Annotated in this window: 2 protein-coding genes; both read left to right on the top strand. The window is 72.3% G+C overall.

The window, feature by feature from the left end:
- Nucleotides 1-116 precede the first annotated feature (116 nt).
- On the top strand, nt 117-1223 hold the full coding sequence (locus G6028_RS13625) for a baeRF3 domain-containing protein (RefSeq protein ID WP_182659191.1): 1107 nt from the start codon (nt 117-119) through the stop codon (nt 1221-1223).
- 81 nt (nt 1224-1304) lie between these two features.
- Nucleotides 1305-2470 (top strand): 2,4-dienoyl-CoA reductase FMN-binding domain-containing protein (locus G6028_RS13620; RefSeq protein ID WP_182659190.1); only part of this gene is annotated, 1166 nt, incomplete at its 3' end.

The following is a 2470-nucleotide window of genomic DNA, read 5'->3' as shown; positions in this document are numbered from 1 at the left end:
GGCTGCCCGGGCCCGGCTGGAGGCGGCTGCGTGTGCCGTGCCCGTGCACATCTCCGACTTGCAACGATCGGCTCGAGAGCCCGCGTCGAGCTGTGATCGGCGTTACGGTCGGAGCCATGACGTCGATCCAACGAACACGGAACATCGATCCGATCACCGCCGCCGACCTGGAGTCGCTGGGCACCGCCTCGGGACCGGCGGTGTCGGTGTTCATGCCGACGCACCGCGGCGGGCCGGAGACGCGGCAGGGCCCGCTGAGGTTGCGCTCGCTGCTCGACCGCGCGCAGGCCGAGCTGGTCACCCGGGGCACACCGGCCGAGGTGGCCGCCGAGCTGCTCGCGCCGCTGCGGGAGCTGGGGAACGAGGACCCCTTCTGGCAGCACACCGCCCACGGACTGGCGCTCTACGCCGCCCCCGGCATCGCACGGGCCTTCCGGCTGGGCACGGAGATGCCGGAACTGGTCCACGTGTCCGACTCGTTCGCCGTCCGCCCCCTGGTCCCGTCCGCGGTCGGCGACGGCGAGTTCCTCATCCTGGCCCTGAGCCAGAACTCGGTGCGCTTGTTCGAGGCCACCCGGGGTTCGGTCCACGAGCGGGACATCGGCACCGCGCCGGCGTCGATGGAGGACGCCGAGGGTCGCACCGAGCGCGAGCCCCAGCTGCAGCACCAGGCGGCGGCCGGGGGCACCGCCGCCTTCCACGGGCACGGGGCCGGCGGCGAGGTGGACCGCGTGATGCTGCAGAAGTTTTTCCGTCAGGTGGCAGCGGGTATCGACGAGCTGCTCGCGGGGCCCGATCGCCGACCGCTCGTCCTGGCGGCGGTGGCCGAGCACCACCCGATGCTCAGGGACGAGCTGTCCTATCCCCACCTCCTCGACGAGGTGGTGGCCGGGAACCCGGACCATGCCAGCGGGGCGGAGTTGCAGGAGAAGGCGTGGCCGATCGTGCAGCCCGTCCTCAGCGCGGACGCCGCCGCCGCGACCGAGCGGTTCGGGGAGGCCCTCGGCACCGGGCTCGGGGTGAGCGACCCCAGAGAGATCGTCACCGCGGCCGCCGAGGGCCGGGTGGAGACGCTGATCCTCACCGGGGCGGCCTGTCGTCCGGAGGATCAGCCGGGAGACCTCGACGACGCCGTGGGCCACACCTGCGCCACGTCCGGTCGGCTCGTGGTGCTCGAGGCTCTCCCGCACGGCAACTCGGTCGGCGCGATCCTGCGCTACTGACCGTGGTGCCGCACTCGGCTCTCGCGCGACACGACCTTACCCGTGGGTAAGGTCGTGTCCGGTCAGGGCACAATGGGTCCCATGAGCTCCAGCCACCCGCACTTGACCAGCCCCCTCGTCGTCGGGCCCCTCACCCTTCGCAACCGCGTGGTCATGGGGTCGATGCACACCGGACTCGAGGACCGCAGCAAGCACCTGCCCGAGCTCACGGCCTACTTCGCCGAGCGGGCGCGCGGCGGCACCGCCATGATGGTCACCGGCGGGTTCTCCCCCGACGTGGAGGGCTGGCTGCTCCCTGCCGGGTCGATGATGGCCAGCCGGCGGATGGCGGACAAACACCGCGGCCTCACCGATGCCGTCCACGCCGAGGGCTCGCACATCCTGCTCCAGCTGCTGCACGCCGGCCGGTACGGCTATCAACCGTTCGTCCGCTCGGCCTCGTCCACCAAGTCCCCCATCAGCATGTTCAAGGCGCGGGCCCTCAGCTCGCGGGGCGTCGAGCGCACCATCGACCACTGGGTGCGGGCCGCACGACTGGCGCGCCGGGCGGGGTACGACGGCGTCGAGATCATGGGCTCCGAGGGGTACCTGATCAACCAGTTCCTCGCGGCCCGGACCAACCAGCGCACCGACTCCTGGGGCGGCACCGCGAGCAAGCGAATGCGGTTCCCCGAGGAGATCGTCCGCCGGGTCCGCGCCGAGGTCGGCCCGGACTTCCTGATCCAGTACCGAATCAGCGTGCTCGACCTGGTGACGGACGGGCAGACCTGGGACGAGACCGCCGAGCTCGCCCAGCGCCTCGAGGCCGCGGGGGTCGACGTGTTCAACACCGGCATCGGCTGGCACGAGGCGCGCATCCCCACCATCGTGACCTCGGTGCCACGGGCGGCGTTCGTCGACCTGGCGGCCCGACTCAAGCAGACCGTGGGGGTCCCGGTGATCGCGTCCAACCGCATCAACACCCCCGACGTGGCCGAGCAGATCCTCGCGAGCGGGCAGGCCGATCTGGTGTCGATGGCGCGGCCGCTGCTGGCGGACGCGGCGTTCGCCGCCAAGGTCGCCGAGGGGCGGGCCGACGAGATCAACATCTGCATCGCCTGCAACCAGGCCTGCCTCGACCACACCTTCGCCAACAAGCGCGCGTCCTGCCTGGTCAACCCCCGCGCGGGCCGGGAGACGGAGCTGGTGCTCACCGTGGCCCCCTCGCGCCGCCGGGTGGCCGTCGTGGGTGCGGGCCCGGCCGGCCT

The organism is Dietzia cercidiphylli, from assembly GCF_014145145.1.
Lineage (GTDB): Bacteria > Actinomycetota > Actinomycetes > Mycobacteriales > Mycobacteriaceae > Dietzia > Dietzia natronolimnaea.
This window is presented reverse-complemented; position numbering and strand designations above follow the sequence as displayed.